This window comes from Microbacterium sp. NPDC056057 (genome assembly GCF_042266945.1).
Taxonomy (GTDB): domain Bacteria; phylum Actinomycetota; class Actinomycetes; order Actinomycetales; family Microbacteriaceae; genus Microbacterium; species Microbacterium trichothecenolyticum_C.
The window spans coordinates 175,593-192,316 of sequence record NZ_JBHJWS010000001.1 but is presented as its reverse complement, the minus strand read 5'-3'; the positions used below and the strand labels follow the sequence as shown (position 1 = coordinate 192,316).

General features: G+C 68.7%; 16 protein-coding genes. 7 read left to right on the top strand and 9 right to left on the bottom strand.

The genetic code is table 11. The features are described from left to right. Positions 1 to 24: 24 nt before the first annotated feature. The 3 genes from ACFC1K_RS00770 to ACFC1K_RS00760 all read right to left on the bottom strand — a co-directional run bounded on the left by ACFC1K_RS00770 (position 25) and on the right by ACFC1K_RS00760 (position 5,532). Positions 25 to 3,183 (bottom strand): M14 family zinc carboxypeptidase, encoded by a 3,159-nt coding sequence (locus tag ACFC1K_RS00770; protein ID WP_375870024.1) that lies wholly within the window; start codon positions 3,181 to 3,183, stop codon positions 25 to 27. 141 nt (positions 3,184 to 3,324) lie between these two features. Beyond that, positions 3,325 to 4,230: a polyphosphate kinase 2 gene (gene ppk2, locus ACFC1K_RS00765; protein WP_310244997.1), complete on the bottom strand. Its 906-nt coding sequence runs from the start codon at positions 4,228 to 4,230 to the stop codon at positions 3,325 to 3,327. A gap of 117 nt (positions 4,231 to 4,347) precedes the next feature. Further along, the gene (locus tag ACFC1K_RS00760) at positions 4,348 to 5,532 is read right to left on the bottom strand and encodes an MFS transporter (RefSeq protein WP_375870023.1); all 1,185 of its coding nucleotides are present in this window, start codon (positions 5,530 to 5,532) and stop codon (positions 4,348 to 4,350) included. Between the two features lie 118 nt (positions 5,533 to 5,650). On the opposite strand from ACFC1K_RS00760, the gene ACFC1K_RS00755 reads away from it, so the two are divergent. After that, positions 5,651 to 6,238: a VOC family protein gene (locus tag ACFC1K_RS00755; protein ID WP_375870022.1), complete on the top strand. Its 588-nt coding sequence runs from the start codon at positions 5,651 to 5,653 to the stop codon at positions 6,236 to 6,238. Positions 6,239 to 6,252: 14 nt separating this feature from the next. On the opposite strand, the gene ACFC1K_RS00750 is transcribed toward ACFC1K_RS00755, so the two are convergent. Beyond that, positions 6,253 to 7,167, bottom strand: coding sequence for an alpha/beta hydrolase (locus ACFC1K_RS00750; protein ID WP_375870021.1), 915 nt, complete (start codon positions 7,165 to 7,167; stop codon positions 6,253 to 6,255). Between the two features lie 75 nt (positions 7,168 to 7,242). Beyond that, positions 7,243 to 8,301 carry a serine hydrolase domain-containing protein gene (locus tag ACFC1K_RS00745; protein WP_375870020.1) on the bottom strand — a complete coding sequence of 353 codons (1,059 nt, stop codon included), beginning with the start codon at positions 8,299 to 8,301 and terminating at the stop codon, positions 7,243 to 7,245. Positions 8,302 to 8,458: 157 nt separating this feature from the next. Between ACFC1K_RS00745 and ACFC1K_RS00740 the strand changes: the two genes are divergently transcribed. Beyond that, the gene (locus tag ACFC1K_RS00740; protein WP_375870019.1) at positions 8,459 to 8,842 is read left to right on the top strand and encodes a DUF2255 family protein; all 384 of its coding nucleotides are present in this window, start codon (positions 8,459 to 8,461) and stop codon (positions 8,840 to 8,842) included. A gap of 20 nt (positions 8,843 to 8,862) precedes the next feature. On the opposite strand, the gene ACFC1K_RS00735 is transcribed toward ACFC1K_RS00740, so the two are convergent. Then, positions 8,863 to 10,011 (bottom strand): serine hydrolase domain-containing protein, encoded by a 1,149-nt coding sequence (locus ACFC1K_RS00735; protein ID WP_375870018.1) that lies wholly within the window; start codon positions 10,009 to 10,011, stop codon positions 8,863 to 8,865. Positions 10,012 to 10,113: 102 nt separating this feature from the next. On the opposite strand from ACFC1K_RS00735, the gene ACFC1K_RS00730 reads away from it, so the two are divergent. From ACFC1K_RS00730 to ACFC1K_RS00720, 3 genes are all read left to right on the top strand, one after another. Then, positions 10,114 to 10,608, top strand: a complete 495-nt coding sequence (locus ACFC1K_RS00730) for a hypothetical protein (RefSeq protein WP_375870017.1) — start codon at positions 10,114 to 10,116, stop codon at positions 10,606 to 10,608. 49 nt (positions 10,609 to 10,657) lie between these two features. Continuing rightward, positions 10,658 to 11,077: a hypothetical protein gene (locus tag ACFC1K_RS00725; protein WP_375870016.1), complete on the top strand. Its 420-nt coding sequence runs from the start codon at positions 10,658 to 10,660 to the stop codon at positions 11,075 to 11,077. 147 nt (positions 11,078 to 11,224) lie between these two features. Then, positions 11,225 to 11,770 (top strand): hypothetical protein, encoded by a 546-nt coding sequence (locus ACFC1K_RS00720; RefSeq protein ID WP_375870015.1) that lies wholly within the window; start codon positions 11,225 to 11,227, stop codon positions 11,768 to 11,770. Here ACFC1K_RS00720 and ACFC1K_RS00715 read toward each other — a convergent pair. Beyond that, a complete protein-coding gene (locus ACFC1K_RS00715; RefSeq protein ID WP_375871138.1) occupies positions 11,755 to 12,969 on the bottom strand; it encodes an MFS transporter in 1,215 nt (404 codons plus the stop codon). The genes ACFC1K_RS00720 and ACFC1K_RS00715 overlap by 16 nt on opposite strands. 617 nt (positions 12,970 to 13,586) lie before the next feature. Here ACFC1K_RS00715 and ACFC1K_RS00710 point away from each other — a divergent pair. Then, positions 13,587 to 13,790, top strand: coding sequence for a cold-shock protein (locus ACFC1K_RS00710; protein WP_310287476.1), 204 nt, complete (start codon positions 13,587 to 13,589; stop codon positions 13,788 to 13,790). A gap of 187 nt (positions 13,791 to 13,977) precedes the next feature. After that, entirely contained in the window at positions 13,978 to 15,084 is a 1,107-nt protein-coding gene (locus ACFC1K_RS00705; RefSeq protein ID WP_375871137.1) for a fatty acid desaturase family protein, read from the top strand. Here the strand turns inward: ACFC1K_RS00705 and ACFC1K_RS00700 are convergent. Then, positions 15,069 to 16,211 carry an RNA polymerase sigma factor gene (locus tag ACFC1K_RS00700; protein ID WP_375870014.1) on the bottom strand — a complete coding sequence of 381 codons (1,143 nt, stop codon included), beginning with the start codon at positions 16,209 to 16,211 and terminating at the stop codon, positions 15,069 to 15,071. The two genes, ACFC1K_RS00705 and ACFC1K_RS00700, sit on opposite strands and share 16 nt — an antisense overlap. Before the next feature lie 62 nt (positions 16,212 to 16,273). Next, entirely contained in the window at positions 16,274 to 16,681 is a 408-nt protein-coding gene (locus ACFC1K_RS00695; RefSeq protein WP_310287479.1) for a YciI family protein, read from the bottom strand. Positions 16,682 to 16,724: the final 43 nt, after the last annotated feature.

The window sequence follows — 16,724 nt, the reverse complement described above, 5'->3', positions numbered from 1 at the left end:
GCCGCAGCATCCGTCACCCGACGGCTATCCGGCGAAGTGCGCCAGCATCCTCGCGACGACGTCGGCACGAGCGGCATCCGACTCGAGCTGCTCGAGGCCGAAGCCGAAGAGCAGGGTGTCGGGCGTCGCCGTGACCGAGACGACGTCTCCGAGGCCGTCCGCGATCTCGAAGTCGCTCGCGTTCGCGGGGCTCCCGTCGGGCGCGCCGAGCACCGACCAGGCACCGAAGCCCGCTTCGAAGCCCTCGGCCTGCGTCGGCGCTCCCGCGACGACGAGCCTGGTGTCGTCGACGATGAGGCCCGCGCCGCCGGTGGACGGGTCGGTGACGTAGCTCACGACCACCTCGATGTTCTTGCCCGCGTACGCGCTGAGATCGAACGCCACGGGAATCCAGCCGCCGGACGCGCCGGTGAAGGAGTTCCATTGGCCCGTCGTGCCCGTGGGCAGGCAGGGGTCGCCGAGCGTGAGGTAGTGCTCGAGCTGCGCGTGCTCGCCCATGTAGAAGCCTGCCTCGCACTCCGTCGGTACGGCGGTGGAGGTGTTGCCGTTGAGGTCGGGGAGAGTGGTCCAGTCATCCGATCCCGCGGGGCGCACCTCGACGATCACGTTGTCGTAGCCCTCTTCGAGGTCGTAGGCGATCTGCGCCTCGAAGGTCGGGGCGTCGGCGGCGGTCACGCCGGTCAGGTCGAAGGTACGGCCCAATCGCTGGTAGCCGTCGTCGACGTGGGCGGCTGCGGCCGCCAGGGCCCCCTCCACGGCGACGAGCCTGCCCGTGACGTCGGTGTAGTCCGCCGCCGCCCAGCTCTCGAACTGCGGGAAGTCGGCGACCGGCAGCCGTTCGCTGGTCGGCGTGAAAGCACCGACCTCGTCGATCGGATTGTCGACCGTGGCCGGTCCGCCGAAGAGAGCCTGGAAACCGTCGAGCGGCTCAGCGGTACCCGTCACGCCCTCGGCTGCCAGTGGAGCCCGATCGTACGCACCCATCCAGTACTGGGTGAAGTCGTCGGCCAGCAGCAGGCAGTCCGCGAACGGATCGACAGTGACCACGCAGTCCTGATCGGGGTGGCCGTCCAGACCGTAGTAGATGCCGCCGAACATGCTCGCGCCGATGCCGTAGTAGGCCGTGGTCTCACCGGTGTAGGCGACCTTGCCGCCCTCGTTGAGATAGTCCCTCATGGCGATCGTCAGGTACTGCTGGCGTTCGGCGACCGCGAGGTCGGGAATCTGCGCAGACCCGTACTGCGTGAGCTCATCTTCGGGATCCTGGGTCAGCCTGTTGTCGCCGAGGTACCAGAGCACCGCGTCGTAGTGACCCAGCACGCCGAGGTCGTGGGGAACGCCCTGCGCGTCGACATCCCACACGTCGGGAGTGGCGCCGTTGGCGACGAGGGCGTCGACGTACTCGCCGACGTACTTCGGCGCACTCGTGCCCGCCGGATAGGTCGGGTTCACGCCGGTGTAGTCCTCGTTCGCGACGATCAGCACGGAGTTTCCGGTGTCCTGCGCGACCGTGTACGTGAAGTGCTCGCTCTCGCGCGGGCCTGCCCCCTGCTGGCCCTTCGGGATGTCCTTGCCCGTTGCGGTGCCGGTGAACCACACCTCGACGCTGTCGCCCGGCTTCGCACCCGTCACCACGCCGCGGTACTCGGCGTAGTAGTCCACGTTCTCGGAACCGTAGCGCTCGCCGCCGGCCCACTCGGTGACGTCCACCTTCTGGGGCCGTCCGCCGTTGATCGTGTAGGTCATCTTCTTGGCCTTCAGCGCCTTCTTCGCCCAGACCGCCACGGTCTGCGGGTCGCCGTACGACACCGTGAACGAGTCGACACGGAAGTCCTCCGCGTCGCGACCCACGACGGAGACGGGGTCGTCAGGGTCGATCGCCGATTCGGCCACGGCCAGCGCGAAGGGGATGTTCTTCTCGAACTCGGCCTGGATGAGAGCCTCGTCGTCGGGGAAGTCGAAGCCCAGGAACTGGCAGTCGTCCTCGGTCCATTCGTCGTCGGGGACGGAGTTCACGGCCGCCTCGCACGTCGACATCTCCGGAGTGAAGCCCAGCGTCCCGTGCGCCTCCTGCATGTGCGAGTCGAGGTCGCCGTTCGTCGTGTAGAGCTCCGCCGAGATGTCGGGGTCGTAGCCGGGAACCGCGGGATTCTCGTCGTCGCCCACCATGGCCTCGTAGATCACGTCATCCGGCGAGGGCGTCGCCACCTGCCAGCCGATGCCGTGCAACAGGAGTTCGGCGGCGGAGTGGTAGTTGATCATGAACTGCGGCGTGATGTCGGCGAACAGTCCGTCGAGCGCCTGCGTCTCGGGCTCGGAAGCCGGCGACGGCCCGCGGTAGGTGTCGCTCGCCGGGTTCGGCGAGGAGCCCTCGTTGTCGTAGCCCCACCGCGTCGCCGAGTTGCGGTTCAGATCGACACCGTCGCCGACTGTGATCTCGCCGTTGCCATCGTTGTCGCGGAGGTTCTTGCGCCACAGCCGCTGGCCGTCCTGGAACGTGAAGTCGTACCCATCCGGGTTCGCCACGGGGACGAACCACACCTCGGTGTCGTCCACCAGATCGGTGATGCGGTCGTCGGTGCCGTACTGGCTCAGGTAGAGGTCGAGCAGCCGGCGCACCATCTCGGGCGTGATCCACTCGCGGGCGTGCTGGGCGCCGACGTACACCGTGGCCGGCTTCTTGCCATCCTGGGTCTTCGCCACGTTCTTGGTCACGCGCACGGCGCCGATCTCCTGGCCCTGAGCGGTCTCGCCGATGACACGGAACTCGGCGATCTTGGGGTGCGCGGCAGCCTGCGCCATGAGCTCGTCGAGGATGCCTCCGTCGCCGCTGTACATCCGGAACACGCCGTCGGTCTGCTGGAGAGACCGACGCTGACGCGACGGGTCGGCCTGTACCTGCAGATCGGTGCCCCCGGCGGCGAGGCCATCGACCTGGCCGCCGCTCAGGATGACCTGCACGTCGACGAGCCCGGATCCGTCCGCACTGGGCGTCATGACGAGCTCGCTGCGGTCGACGCCGAGCTCGACGATGGCGGCGAGGCCATCGGCATCGACGGTGCCCGAATACACCGCGAGTCGGTCGTCGCCGCTCGGCGTCGGTGGACTCGCGTAGCTCGGAACAGCAACCAGCCCGGTCAGAACGAGAGCCGACACAGTGGCGACAGCAGCCTTACGGAACATCTCTACTCCCTTGTAGCTGACGTATCCGACCGAGGAGATCCCCGGGGAGGTCGGCGCGATTTCCCCTCACGGCGCCGAACGGTCCCCATCCTGGACCCACCTTCGAGGGCGGTCAACAGGGTTCGTCGCGCGGGCCTCGACCTATTCGTCGGCGGTCTCGCGGATGCCGCGCATCACCAGGCGCGGGTCAGGCGTGCCGATGACCTTGTCGTCGCGTCCGTCGTAGTCGAACTGGCGGAGGAAGAAGCGCATCGCGTTCAGGCGGGCGCGCTTCTTGTCGTTGGAGCGCACGATGATCCAGGGGCCGTGCTTCTTGTCGGTGCGACGGAACATCTCCTCCTTCGCGCGGGTGTAGTCCTCCCAGCGGTCCAGCGATGCCAGGTCCATCGGCGACAGCTTCCAGCGCCTCACCGGGTCGAGTTGGCGGATCGCGAACCGGGTGCGCTGCTCGGTGCGCGACACCGAGAACCAGAACTTGGTGACGTGGATGCCGGAGTCCACCAGCATCCGTTCGAATTGAGGCGCCTGCGTCATGAACTGCTGGTACTCCTCGTCGGTGCAGAAGCCCATCACACGTTCCACCCCCGCCCGGTTGTACCAGGAGCGGTCGAACATCACGATCTCACCCGCCGTCGGCAGGTGTTCGATGTAGCGCTGGAAGTACCACTGCCCGAGCTCCCGCTCGGTCGGCTTGCTGAGCGCGACGACCCGCGCGGTGCGGGGGTTCAGGTGCTCGGTGAATCGCTTGATGGTGCCGCCCTTGCCCGCGGCATCCCGTCCTTCGAACAGGATGATCGCCCGCCGGCCGTTGTCTTCCAGCCAGTACTGGAACTTGAGCAGCTCGATCTGCAGCCGGTACTTCTCGAACTCGTACGCGTCGCGGTCCATCAGGTCGCCGTACGGGTAGCCCTCCTGCCAGGTGTAGACCGGGTTCCCGTGCGGGTCGATCAGATCCGGATCCGCGGTGTGCCCGTCGCGCACCGAGTAGCCCTCCTGACGCAGATGCTCGATGTACTCCCGCAGACCTTCGACCGGCACGCCATCCATCACCGTCAGCTCCCTTCATGACGGCACACCCGCACCGTCATGCACCGCATTATCCCGGGCGCCGGTGACCAACCGATACGCCGCCGGGCAACGCGCGGCGGCGAGTCGCCACCACGGTCACGCCGTGTCGGCGTCCTTCGCTCGTGCGCCGAGGGTCGTCCAGCCGATCGTGCCGGCGCCGACCGTGACGCCGGCGAGGACGAGCAGTGCGGCCGGGAGCGTCCACGCGGTGGCCACGGCACCGACGAGGAGAGGACCGCCGGCGTCGCCGAGCTCGCGACCGAGCTCCGCGTTGCCCATCGTCCGCCCCATCCGCTCCTCCGGCGTGGCCGCGGCGAGGTGGGCGAAGGCGAGCGGCGTGACGGTTCCCACCATCAGGCCGTATGCGACGGCGGCCGCGAACAGCGTCACGATCGAGGGGGCGAGCGCGAGGGGCACCGTCGCCGCGGCCGCGATCGCGAGGCCGGCCGTCGCGCCGAAGCGGGTGGTGAGGCGTCCGGTGTCCCGCAGTCGTCCGATGACGGGCTGGGCGACGGTCGAGACGAGGGCCAGTACGGCCACCGCGGCCGCTCCGGTCAGGGGGTGCAGACCGAGCCGCGTCGCGAGCAGCGGCAGGAATCCGACCGCCACACCCAGAACGGCCGTGCTGGTGGCAAGCAGGAGGGTGGGCACGAGGAAGCTGCGCTCGGTGGTCTGCCGGACGAGATCGAGGATCGTGTAGCGGGGCCGCGGCATGACGGGGAGCGCGGGCATGGCGAGCAATACCCAGACCGCGGCGCCGGCGGCCAGGGCGCCGAGCGCGATGTAGAGCGCCTGGATGCCGAGCGCGTAGACCAGAGCGACGCCGATGAGCGGCCCCAGCACGTAGCCGAGGCTCTTCCACGCACCGTACCGGCCGAAGTATTTGCCGAGCCGCTCCTTCCCCGCCAGCCGCGCGACGGCGGCCGAGGACGCCGGGGAGAAGGCGGCTGCGGCGGCGCCCTGCCCCAGCCGGGCCACGGCGAGGACGAGCGGGGCCGGGCTGATGAGCGCGAGCAGCGACGCCGCGACGAACCCCAGGAGGCCGCCGACGATGACCGGCTTCGCACCGATCCTGTCGCTCAGAGCGCCGAAGATCGGCTTGAGGAACACCTCGGCGACGTCGTACAGGGCCAGCACCGCTCCGAGCCCGAGGAGGGAGAGGCCGATGTCTTCGGACTCGGCCCCCAGGACGCTGGCCACGCCATGGGCACCGAACGCGGTCGTGAACCCGGCGAGATACAGCGGCGCCAGCGCTCCTCGCCGAAGGTGCAGATCCGTCACGCGTGCAAATGTAACATGCGTTACATGGTTGACGATCGGCGATGGGAACTGGCTCGGCGAGCTGCAGCCTGCTACTTTCGCCGCATCCGAGCCGCCCGGCGGGTGGAAGGAGACGGTGATGGTCGATCCTGTGGCCGACGTGATCGGCGACTACGCGGGCTTCGTCGCCCGGCAGGGAGCCCGCCTGCGCGAGCGGGGCATCGACATTTCGGCGTATGAGCTGGGCCACCTCGCGGTGCGGGTCCCGGAGTGGGAGCTCTACGTCCACCAGCGCACACTCCTCGAACGCCATGCGGTGGCCAGTTTCGAGAACGTGTGGAACGGGCGGCCGATCTCGCTGATCCTGCTCGCCGAACCGCTGAGAGTCGGTGGGGGGAAGGAGATTCCGCTGATCGAGCTCATCCCTCCGGTGCACCAGCGCGTGTACAAGATGGGGATGGAGCACTTCGGCGTGGTCATCGGCGACGACGTCGACGCCTTCTCTCGGCAGCATCGAGCAGTGCTGACGGGGCAGCAGTTCCAGAACGAGTGGAACGAGCCGTACTACATCCTCTTCGAGGACTTCACCCACGTGAAGTTCCACCGCCGGTCGCTGCGTGCGGTCGTGGAGCTGCAGGGCGGCGCATTCGACGGCATCAATCATGTGGAGGGGTGGATCCCGCAACGTCTGGTCACGGCAACGGGACCCGACCCCTTGCCTCGCTGATCACCCGTGCTCGCTCAGGGCGCGAGGGTCGCCCCGAGCCAGTCGCGGGCAGTGGCGAAGAGCCGGCGCGCCATCGGGTGGCCGGGCGCCCACGCCTCGAATCCGTGCGGCGCACCGTCGACCACCTCGAGCGTGACGTCCGTGCCCGCCGCCCGGAGCCGGTTCGCGTAGTCGACGTCTTCGTCATGGAACAGCTCGATGTCGGAGGTGTACATCCACGTCGGCGGCATGCCCCGCAGGTCCTCGCGGCGTGCCGGCGCCGCGTAGGGCGGCAGTGACTCGGCACCGACGGCCGAACCGAGATACGACGACCAGCCGACGCGGTTCGAGCGGTTGCTCCAGATGAAGTGATCGGTAGCGTCATGGCCGCGGTCCGCGGCGGTGCGGTCATCGAGCATCGGGCAGAACAGCCACTGCGCCGTGACCGGGTCGCCCGCGTCGATCGCGCGCTGGACCAGGCTGGCGGCGAGCCCGCCACCCGCACTCTGCCCGCCGATCGCGAGGCGCTCGCCGTCGAGGCCGAGTGCCTCCGCGTCGGCGCGCAGCCATTGCCACCCGGTGAAGCAGTCGTCGATCGCGGCGGGGAACGGATGCTTCGGCGCGAGGCGGTAGTCGACCGAGACGATCGTCGCGCCGGTGTCGCGTGCGGTCTCACCACAGTGCACGTCGTCCATCGCGGCCGATCCCAGCACGAGCCCGCCGCCGTGGATCCACAGCAGGCCCGCTCCGGAAGGCTGTGCAGGGGTGTAGACCCGCAGCTTGACGCCGTCATGGCGGAGCGTGCGGCGTTCGACCCCTTCGACGCGCTTGCCGGGGATGAGGGACGACGCGGTGGCGGCGAGCCAGCGCGTCGCGCCGTTCTCGATGTTCACCGCGGGTGCCTTCTCCGTCGCGGCGCGCAGTGCCGGGTTCACTGCCGAGATGTCCATGCAAGCTCCGTCCTCGCCGGTCATCGTCGACCGCCGCTCCATCGTAGAGCCGCACCGGACAGGCTTGTCCGGCGGCTAGTCGACCCACACCGCCGCGAGGTCGTTCATCACGGTCGGAAGGTGCAGCCCGTCGTGATTGCACGAGATGGCGATCGTGGTGTGCCGGTCGGGACTTACAGCGAAGCTCGTTTCGTCGCCGGCCCCGGCTCCGTCGTGGCCCAAGGTGCCGTCGTCGGCGACCAGCAGGCCGGGACCATAGGTCCACCCCTCGTCAACGGGTGCGCCATCAGCCAGAGCGTCGTCGAGCGTCTCCGCGCTCACGAGCGACGGCGCCCGAAGCTGGTCGCCCCAGCGTGCGAGTTCCGAAGCTGTCATCGTGACGAATCCCGGTCCGACGACCTCCCACGCGAACGGCTCAGCGATCATGAAGTCGTCCACGACGGCTTCATAGCCGACCGGGTCGGAAGGCATCGGCGGCCCGATCCTCGCCTCCAGGTCCAGCGGTCCGAACACCTCGGCCTGCATCCAGTCCGCGAACTCGACCCCGGTGACCTCGGTGACGATGTCTGCGAGCAGCGTGTAGTTCGTGTTCGAGTAGGAGAAGGCGCCGGGCGTGCCCGATTGAGCGATCGGGCTCGTGCGCACGAACTCGAGGATGTCGTCGTTGTTCAAAGGGGGTGCCCCGAAGTTGCTCGACGGCAACCTGAGGAATTCTGCGATCCCCGTGGTGTGGTGCATGAGGTCGTTGATAGTCAGATCCTCGACCCACGCCGGCATCCCGTCCAGGTGATCCGCGGGCGAATCATCCAACGACAACAGGCCCTGCTCGGCAAGCATGAGCACGGCCACGGCAGTGAACTGCTTCCCGACCGAGGCGATGTGGATGGCTGTCGAGGTCTTCAACTGCTCGCCGGTCTCGAGGTTTGCCACCCCCCGCGCCTCCGCCCACACGACGTCCCCGTCGATGGAGACAGCGGCGGAACACCCCGGCGTATCGTCGGGAACCACCGCTTCGAAGACCTCCGTGCTCGCCGCCCGCTTCTCAGCTGTCGGGTCTTGCGCGCATCCCGACAGGACGAGCGCCGAGGCGACCGCGACGATGAGCCACGATCTTCCCAACCACCCCCGGAACATGGCACCATCGTGGCCCCGGCGGAGCGGGCTGTCTACGCACCGCCGGCACCCGCCGATCGAGACGCGCAGCACGCGCACCCCTCTGCCTTTCGCAAGCACTCCCGGGGCTCCACGTCGCCGGTGGCGAGCGCGGCGCCGGCGGTTGAGAATGACCCACATGACCTCGAAGCCGTTGCCAGAGTGGTCGTCCGAGGAGTTGCGCGTCCTTTCGGACGCGATCGAGATCGAGGTCTCGGCGTCGCGCGGCGATGGCGGCTTCGGCGGCTGGACGACGATCTGGGTCGTGGTCGCCGGGGCCGAGGTCTTCGTTCGCACGTGGCATCGGCGCGAGACCGGCTGGTACGGCGGGGCCGTGCGGTCGGGGGCGGCGCGGGTGCGTGTCGGCGACACCACCGTCGACGTGACCGTCGAAGCGATCGGTGACACGGATGCTGCGACCGTCGATGCCGCGTACCGCAGCAAGTACGGCGATCTCGCAGCCCGGAGCATGGTGACCGCCGAGGCCGCGGCATCCACCCTTCGTCTCATCCCGCGCCGCTGAGTGCGGGCCAGGCCCTCGGGTCATCCGTGCAACGTCTGGAACTCTCTGATCAGCTCGATGACGGGATCGCCGAGTTCGACCTGGGTGAGAAGGATCCCGATCGTGCCGTCGGGGTCGACGTAGAAGTTGGTTCCTTGTCCGCCGGACCAGGTGAACCGCCCGGCGTGCGGGCCGGTCGCCTCGATGCCGACCCCGAACCCCCATCCCATCTCGTCCCAGAAGGTGGGGGAGAAGAAGCTGTCCGGGGCTTTGGCGGCGGGCGGGGTCTGGTCGCGGATCATGGCGGCGGCGAGGTCGGCGGGCAGCATGCGCTCGCCCCGGGCGTCGCCGGTCTGCGCGATTCCGCCGTGCACGAGCATCCGCAGGAATGCCAGGTAGTCGTCGGCGGTCGAGACCAGTTCGGCGTGACTGACGTCGAAGGGCGGGGCGCCGGCATAGAACCCGCCTCCGGCCGGTTCGGTCTCGGTCAGTCCGTCATCGGTGTGCCGGTATGCGGCGGGCAATCGATGAGCCTGGTCGAGCGGAACCCAGAACGCCGTGTCCACCATTCCGAGCGGACCGGTCAGGTCGTCGCGGAGATGGTCGCCGGTCGGGCGACCGGTGACGCGGGAGATGAGGATGCCCAGGATGGCGAACGAGTGGTGATAGCGCCATCCCTGTCCCGGTTGGAAGGCGAGCGGCAGTTCGGCCAGCCGCGCCAGCCACTCGTCGGCGCCGATCGCGACAGGATCGGCGCCCGCCTCGGTGCCGTTCTCGGCCATCGCCTGCTGCAGCGGCGAGGACACGGGGATCATCCCGTATCCGCTCGTGTTGGTCAGAAGATCGCGCACGGTGATCGGCCGCGACGCGGGCACCGTGTCGGAGAGCATCGCGTCCGGCGAGACCAGCACGCGGCGTTCGGCGAGTTCAGGCAGCCAGGGTTCGACGCTGTCGTCGAGGTCCAGGCGGCCGGACGCGACAAGACGCAGTGCCGAGACGCTGGTGATCGCCTTCGTCATGGACTGTATCCGCATGATCGCGTCCGAGCGCATCTCCGCTCCGCCGACCGCGGCGCGACCGACCGCGACGGCTTCGAGTGGGTCGTCGCCGACGGCGAGCACGGCGACGGCGCCGAGGACGGTGCCCCACTTGATGTGTGTGCCCAGCAGATCCACCAACGGCGTGGTCATACCGGGAGTCTCCCACCGGCGGTGGCGCCTGACCATGACCGCGCGCCCGTCGACGGTGGTCGCCGGTGAGCGTACTCTGGCGCTCATCATGTGGGAGGCACCGTGACGAGGCGGCATGCTCAGCAGCAGATCACCCCGGACGAGCAGATCGCGCGATACGCGTACGTCCTCGGGAACGTGCCGGCGAGTGTCGCTGACAAGGCGTACGCCGCCGCGTATTTCCGGCTCTCCGCCGTGGAACGCGAGGAGATCCTCGGCCAGCTGAGTGCGGAGGTGCCGGGCGCGCCGAGGGTGGCAGCATCCGTCGATCCCGGCGCGTTCGCCACGCTCATGCGCGATCTGCTGGCACGCGATGCGCTGGTGCGCATCCGCGATGGCGTCGTCGTGGCCGCTGCGTTCGTCGCGAGCCCTCCCATCGCCGCGTACTTCACGACCGGGGCGGGGTCGGTGACGATGGAGCAGCAGCCGCCGTGGATCCACCAGTTGGCCGGGCACGAGACGGCCCCCGTCGACGGCGGGAGGACCCACCACCGCCCCGGTGTGCCAGGCTTCCTGCGCTTGGGCCACGACAACTCGGGTGACTCGCGTGAGTGGTGAATCCGCGACGCGATGACACAATCCGGCGAGCTGCGTCGTCGGAGTGTGTGTGAGACGACTACACGCCGCGGCCGCCGCGCTGTCCGCACTCCTCGCCTGCTTCGTCGGGGTGTGGGCGTACTTCTTTCCCCAGTCCTTCTACGACTCCTTCCCGGGGGTTCTTGGATCGTGGGTCTCCGTCGACGGCCCGTTCAACGAGCACCTCGTCCGCGACGTCGGAGCGATGTATCTCGCCCTCGCGGGAGCCAGCATCGGGAGCCTCATCTGGCGTAGCGAACTCGCTTTTCGGATCCTCGGGATCGCGTGGACGATCTTCGGCGTCCTGCACTTCGCCTACCACGCGCTTCACCTGAGCCACATGCCGATGCTCGACGCGGTCGGCGAGATGATCGCCCTCGGCGTCAGTCTGCTGCTCGGCATCGTGCTGCTGATTCCCACACGCGACCCCGGCCGCCCACGCGAGCTCTGACACCCGGGCGACCTGTCGGCGCGTCGACCGCCGGAGTACCCTCTGGCGCAAGGAGGGCGTCAACGCAGCCGGTCCTCTCGGGAAACTGCGCGTGACCGTGCGCGGACACCTTCCGTCCGCATGTCCGCTCACCCGAAGGGCACCACCATGTTCAGGAAGCTCACTCCCCTCGCCGCCGCGCTCCTCGCCGGAGGACTCGTCATCGCCGCGGCCGCCCCGGCGAATGCCGCCGTCCTCGAGCGCTACAGTCTCGACTTCTCGGACAGCGGCGTCGCAGACGACTTCTGCGGCGTCGGGCTGCAGCCCACGTTCACCTACGACCAGACCGGGTCCGGCTTCGTCATGAATCGGGGCAAGGACGGGCTGTTCTGGTTCCACGAGAAGCTCACCGTCGTGCGCACGTTCACCTACAACGGGATGACCGTCACCGACATCCAGCCCAACACCCTCGGCAAGGACCACAAGGTCGTCGACAACGGCGACGGGACGCTCACCGTCACCCAGCTCCTCACCGGCGGCGAGCGGACCATCGGCAGCGACGGCAAGCTCCTCGCAAAGAACTCCGGGCAGATCCGCGTGCGCCTGACCATCGACACCGCGACCGACGAGGTGATCGACTCGGAGCAGATCTTCGGTTCGACGGGCACGAACGACGACTTCTGCGAGGCCGTCCTGGCCTACTGGGGCGTCTGAGGTGTGACCTCGCGGGCCGTGTCGGCGGTCGGCTTCTGCGCACGGCTCAACAGGATGAAGGGGACGGCCACCGCGGAGATCACGCCGCTCCAGACCAGCGAGGCGCCGTAGCCGCCGACGTCCGCCACCCGTCCCAGCACCGGCTGGACGGCGACGCCGCCGGCGGAGCCCATGAGCGAATCGAATGAGAGGACGGTGGCGCGCTGCTTGGACGGGATCATGTCGTTGAGGTAGGCGCGATGCACGGGGTCGTCGATCGCCGACGCGATGCCCCAGAGCGCGACGAGCACGACGGCGACCCAGAAGTTGCGCACGAGTCCGATGCCGACCAGCACCAGCGCGCTGGTGATCGTCGCGAGCAGGATCGTCGAGGTGCGCCGGCGGAAGAGCCTGCGCACCCAGGGGGCGAGGGTGCCGCCCAGGATGGCGGTGCCCGACACCAGCGCCGCCGCGAGCCCGGCGACGGTGTACGCCTCCTCATCGCCCCACAATTCCAGGAGGTAGGGCTGCAGTGCGTAGAACACATAGATGCCGACGCCTGCGGTGAACGGGCTCGCGAGCATCAGCCAGCGCACGGGTGGATCACCGAGGCCGTAGCGGATCGAGGCGCGCAGGACGGTGCGGGTCGCGCGCAACGGGCTCTCGCTCCGATCCGGGGTGAAGCCCAGGTCACGCATCAGCAGCGCGGCGACGACGAACATCACCAACAGGATGGCGCCGCGGAGCAGGAAGGGAACGCCGAGGTTCGTCACCTGGGCGATGACACCGCCCAGCACCGATCCCGACAGCATCGCGACGCCGCCCACGATCTGCGCCCGACCGAACACGGTCTCGAGGCTGCCCGTGTAGCTGGTCGCCTTCAACGCGTCGACGAGCCACGCATCCACAGCTCCCGAGAAGAACGTGAAGCCGAGACCGAGCAGCACCGACACGAGCGCCCACGCCCAGAATGGCGATTGCCAGACCCACAGCATCCAATACAGGATCGTCGTCACCGCCAGCGTGACCGTTCCGAGCAGGTACGAGGCTCGACGCCCGACCGTGTCGGCCACGACGCCCGTGGGGATCTCGAAGATGAGCATCCCGGCACTGAAGAAGGCATTCGCCGCGAATGCCTCGAGGTTGGAGAGTCCGGCGTCGAGCAGGAACAGTGTGTTGACGCCCCAGATGAGCGACGCGGCGAGGGTGTTGCCGAGCATCAGCGTGTAGTACGTGCCTTGCACCCTGCGCGGACTGGGCAGGGCGACTGCGGCTCGGGGCCTGGAGATCGCGGCACCGCCTCTTTCCACCGGAATCGGACGACACCGCGACCGTACCCCTGACGCGCGCCTCCGGCTACCCGCTTTGGGCGCAGGGAGCCGAGCGTGCTATAGTTGCGAGTTCCCTTCGGGGAACCTCGCGTTCACCTCTCTGCCTCATCGTAGAGACGCGGATCTGAACGTCTCATCCTTCCCGCGGCTTCTGCACGCCGCCGTCGCGAAGCTTCAACGCTTCGCGCCAACGAACGAAAATCCTCACCATGCACTCCCACCTCCAGGCGCTCGCCTGGCGACAGGCCGACGACGACGTCTATGTCGCGACGCGCTCAGACGAATACGCTGGCTTCATCGACACGACGCCGCGCGGATTCCGCGCACACGGACCCCGAGGTGAAGACCTCGGACTCCATGTGACTCGGGATCACGCACGTGCGGCGGTCGCAGCATCTGTTCCCTCTCCGTTGTCGACACCGGCACCGGTCCACATCCGTCCGCACCGCATTCGTCGGCGCGGCACCCCCGGTCGCTCCGGCGGCCCGAAGAATAGGAAAGACACGATGGCCACTGGCACCGTGAAATGGTTCAACTCCGAGAAGGGCTACGGCTTCATCGCACCCGATGACGGCTCGGCCGATCTCTTCGCACACTTCAGCGCGATCGCAGGCAGCGGTTTCAAGGAGCTCCGCGAAGACCAGAAGGTGGAGTTCGACGCCGAGCCTGGCCCCAAGGGCATGCAGGCTGCGAACATCCGTCCGCTCTGACGCTCCCGCGTTCACAGGCGCCCGCCCCGGCTTCGGCCTGGGCGGGCGCTGTTGTTCACCTGGGCATCGCCCACGAATCAGAAGGTATTCCCATCGGCTCATGTGGACCCGCGTAGCCTGAGGTCAGCGATGGGCAACCGCCTCTGGCTTCAACGGCCCAAACGGTCCCCATCGGAACTGGTGCATCATCTCCTCCACCGCTCTCGAGTCCCGGCTCGGTCCAGTCCGTCAGACGTACGCAGGCACCGCCGAGTTCCCACCGATGGCCCGTGCCTACACCGAGGTGTCGCAGGTCGTGCGCGAGACCGGTCTCCTCCGCCGTGCCGAATGGTTCTACGCTCTCGTCGGCGTCGGCCTGCTCCTGGGCTTCGGCGGCGTCATCACGGGCTTCATCCTGCTCGGCGACACCTGGTATCAGCTCCTGATGGCCGGCGCCCTCGGCATCCTGTTCACGCAGGTCGCGTTCCTCGCCCACGAGGCGGCGCACAAGCAGATCCTCGCCTCGGGCCCCGCGAACGACCGGCTCGCCCGCTTCCTCGCCGCCGGCATCGTGGGCATCAGCATCTCCTGGTGGAACAACAAGCACAACCGCCACCACGCGAACCCCAACCGGGTGGGCAAAGACCCCGACATCGAGATCGACACGATCTCATTTCTCGAGACGGATGCTGCGTCCGCCGGTCGCTGGCGCGCTCTGGTGACGCGCAAGCAGGGGTGGCTGTTCTTCCCGCTGCTCACGCTCGAAGGCATCAACCTGCACGCGCACGCGTTCCGGCACCTGTTCTCGCGCGATGGCGCCAAGGACCGCTGGATCGAGCTCACGCTCATCATCGCGCGCTTCGCGGTGATCTGGACGCCGGTGTTCCTCTTCCTTCCGCTGGGGATGGCGTTCGCGTTCCTCGGCGTGCAGCTGGCCGTCTTCGGCGTCTACATGGGCGCCTCGTTCGCGCCGAACCACAAGGGCATGGCGATCATCGCCAAGGACGCGAAGCTCGACTTCTTCACCAAGCAGGTGCGCACCTCGCGCAACATCAGCGGCGGCTGGTGGGCGACGATGCTCATGGGAGGTCTCAACTACCAGATCGAGCACCACCTGTTCCCGAACATGCCTCGCCCGCACCTGGCCCGCGCCCGCGAGATCGTGATGGATCAGTGCCGCCATCTCGGCGTGCCGTACACCGAGACGACGCTGTGGCGTTCGTACGGCATCGTCATCGCGTACCTCAACCGCGTCGGCCTCGCCGCGCGCGACCCGTTCGACTGCCCGATGGTCGGGGCCTACCGCCGAGCCTGACGCAAGCGCTCCGCCTCGCGCAGCAGGTGCTGCTGCTCGAGGGCGCTGGTCGCGCGGCGCGCGGCCTCCGCGTATTCGCCGACGGAGGCATCCGTCTCGCCGGCCCGTTCGTGGAGGTATGCGAGCGCGGCGTGGTACCGCGGCACATCCTCGCCCACGGGGTGGAGGGCGGCGAGGCCCGCTTGCGGCCCGTCCGCCTCGCCGACCGCGACCGCCCGGTTCAGGCGGATGACGGGCGAATCCCCGAACGCCAGCAGCTCGTCGTACCACTCCACGATCTGCACCCAGTCGGTCTGGTCGGCCGTCGGCGCATCGGCGTGCAGCGCCGCGATCGCGGCCTGCGCCTGGTACTGACCCAGCCGGTCGCAGGCGAGGGCCGACTGCAGGATGGCGACTCCCTCCGTGATCGCATCCACGTCCCAGAGGGTGCGATCCTGCTCGGCGAGCGGGATGAGCCGCCCGCCCCGCACACGCGCCGGCTGCCGCGCATGGTGCAGCAGCATGAGTGCGAGAAGACCGTCCACCTCGGGCTCGTCCGTCAGCACGACGAGCTGCCGGGTCACGCGGATCGCCTCGGCGGCGATGTCGATCTCGCCCGAGTAGCCCTCGTTGAAGAGCAGGTAGAGCACACGCATCACGCGGGACAGATCACCCGGCTGATCCAGCGGGATGCCGACGAGCCGCTGTTTCGCCCGGCTGATCCGCTGCGCCATCGTCGCCTCCGGCACGAGGAAGGCATCAGCGATCTGCCGGGTCGTCAGGCCCGCGACGGCCCGAAGCGTGAGTGCGATCGCCGACGTCGGGGTGAGGACCGGATGGGTGCAGAGGAAGTAGAGCCCGAGCGTGTCGTCGTGATGCGCGACGGGGCCGGGCTCGGGCTCCTGCGCGAGCCGTTCCTCGCGCGCGGTGCGCGCGGTATCGCTGCGCACCTGATCCAGGAACGCCCGCCACGCGACCGTGACGAGCCATGCACGGATGTCGCGGACTCCGTCTTGGCTCGGTCGCTCGAGTGCGCGCACCAGAGCCGTCTGCACGGCGTCCTCGGCCGACGCGAAGTCCGCGCCGCGCCGGACGAGGATGCCGACGACCTCGGGGATCGCGCGGCGCAGGGCCGCAGCGGGGCGCACGCGCCCCGAGGCTCCGGATGACGCGCCAGCGGCATCTGGAGGGGGCGTGGGGACCGTCTCGGTCATCCGACGTCGGCGGGCGGCGCGCTCATCACCTCACGAAGCTCGAGCCATTCGCCGAGAGGCGTGCCGCCGGCCCACGGCGCCGCCGACAGCTCGGAGGCGAGGTCGAGCGCGCGCTGGTACGAGTCGACGTCGATCATCATCCAGCCGGCGATGAGGTCCTTGGTCTCGGGGAACGGGCCGTCGACGACGGGCGGGCGGCCCTCCCCGTCGAAGCGGACCCAGGCTCCCTCGAAGGCGAGGCCCTCGGACGAGACCAGCTCGCCCGAGGCGATGAGGCGCTCTTCCATGTCCTGCATGTACTTGACGTGCGCGGCCCACTCGTCCGGCGTGAGCTGATCCATCGGGACCGAGTTCACCGAGGGGCGTCCGCCCCGGTAGTGCTTGAGCATCAGATACTTGGCCATGACAGCCTCCCGTTCCGGTGCGGCCCATTCTGGCCGCTTCAGA

What these genes read in the sequence shown, in the direction of transcription:
- ACFC1K_RS00770 (WP_375870024.1), bottom strand. Translation starts at nt 3,183, where the DNA reads ATGTTCCGTAAGGCTGCTGTCGCCACTGTGTCGGCTCTCGTTCTGACC.
- ppk2 (WP_310244997.1), bottom strand. Translation starts at nt 4,230, where the DNA reads ATGGATGGCGTGCCGGTCGAAGGTCTGCGGGAGTACATCGAGCATCTG.
- ACFC1K_RS00755 (WP_375870022.1), top strand. Translation starts at nt 5,651, where the DNA reads ATGGTCGATCCTGTGGCCGACGTGATCGGCGACTACGCGGGCTTCGTC.
- ACFC1K_RS00750 (WP_375870021.1), bottom strand. Translation starts at nt 7,167, where the DNA reads ATGGACATCTCGGCAGTGAACCCGGCACTGCGCGCCGCGACGGAGAAG.
- ACFC1K_RS00745 (WP_375870020.1), bottom strand. Translation starts at nt 8,301, where the DNA reads ATGTTCCGGGGGTGGTTGGGAAGATCGTGGCTCATCGTCGCGGTCGCC.
- ACFC1K_RS00740 (WP_375870019.1), top strand. Translation starts at nt 8,459, where the DNA reads ATGACCTCGAAGCCGTTGCCAGAGTGGTCGTCCGAGGAGTTGCGCGTC.
- ACFC1K_RS00735 (WP_375870018.1), bottom strand. Translation starts at nt 10,011, where the DNA reads ATGACCACGCCGTTGGTGGATCTGCTGGGCACACACATCAAGTGGGGC.
- ACFC1K_RS00720 (WP_375870015.1), top strand. Translation starts at nt 11,225, where the DNA reads ATGTTCAGGAAGCTCACTCCCCTCGCCGCCGCGCTCCTCGCCGGAGGA.
- ACFC1K_RS00715 (WP_375871138.1), bottom strand. Translation starts at nt 12,969, where the DNA reads ATGCTCGGCAACACCCTCGCCGCGTCGCTCATCTGGGGCGTCAACACA.
- ACFC1K_RS00710 (WP_310287476.1), top strand. Translation starts at nt 13,587, where the DNA reads ATGGCCACTGGCACCGTGAAATGGTTCAACTCCGAGAAGGGCTACGGC.
- ACFC1K_RS00695 (WP_310287479.1), bottom strand. Translation starts at nt 16,681, where the DNA reads ATGGCCAAGTATCTGATGCTCAAGCACTACCGGGGCGGACGCCCCTCG.